This window comes from Wolbachia endosymbiont of Tuta absoluta, from assembly GCF_059414725.1.
Map to the genome: position 1 here is coordinate 1 of NZ_JBNRJY010000113.1, position 924 is coordinate 924.

Here is a 924-nt window from a genome sequence, read left to right on the forward strand (position 1 = left end):
CCCATGCTCTTATCTCCTGAGAACCTGGTGCCCAAGAGGATTGAGGGACAGAAAGTGAGGGCCAAGGATCGATCCTGCGCTTATTAGGGGTGGTCGTTTGGAGTGTATTGAGGTTCCTGGGCTGGATAAAGACGATACACGTCAAAAAATATTACAAGAACGGCTCATCAAAAAGTTAAAAGATAGCGATATGAAAATTCTTGTACAGGCTAGTAAGGGATTCTCAATGGCAAATCTGATTTGCTTAATCGATAAAATAAGCGAAACTACAGAAAAGGAAGGCGAAATAAAATATCTTCGCACTTTCTGTAAAAATTTCAAGAAGGAGCATAACATAAAAGATGAGCCAGATAAGAAATATAGTAACGGGAAAACTAAAAACAAGGATATAAGGCTATCATCTGGAAGCTTATCTAGAAGTTCATCAGTAAGCTCTTCATTGAGTGATGTATCTTCTCGAGGAAGTAAGTGGCAAATCGAGGAATAAAGAGAATTACTACACAGTCTGGTCATGCAAGTCGAATCATGTCATTCCAGTGCTTGACAATAGTTTTTATCCAGAAGGAACTTCTAAAAGGGTGTCATTCCAGTACTGGAATCTAGGAATTTTTTGAGCACGCAAGTTGTGCCAAGTTTTTTGTTGGTAAGAAAGGCTGGATCCCAGTACTGGGATGACAGGAAGAGGGCTACTCGGGTGACATCGAAGGGGCTACTTGCATGACAACAAAGGGGCTACTTGCATAACTCAAATTCAAAGAAAAATCATTTAATGTCATTCCAGCGCGTGACGCTGGAATGGCTTTGTTGCACAGCTCTTCGGATAGTGGGTAATGTATAATAAATTCATGAAGCTATATCAAACTTAGCCATGCCTATTTCAGTAAATTTGTTAAGCAAATAACACTTGAGTAGCAGTTCCTTCTC

Annotated in this window: 1 protein-coding gene; it reads left to right on the plus strand. The window is 39.9% G+C overall.

Annotated features, from left to right (window positions below; all coding sequences use genetic code 11):
- Window positions 1–97: 97 nt before the first annotated feature.
- Complete coding sequence (locus tag ACJ5GX_RS01250) at window positions 98–487, plus strand: hypothetical protein (RefSeq protein WP_495292605.1); 390 nt, start codon at window positions 98–100, stop codon at window positions 485–487.
- The last annotated feature ends 437 nt before the right edge of the window (window positions 488–924 follow it).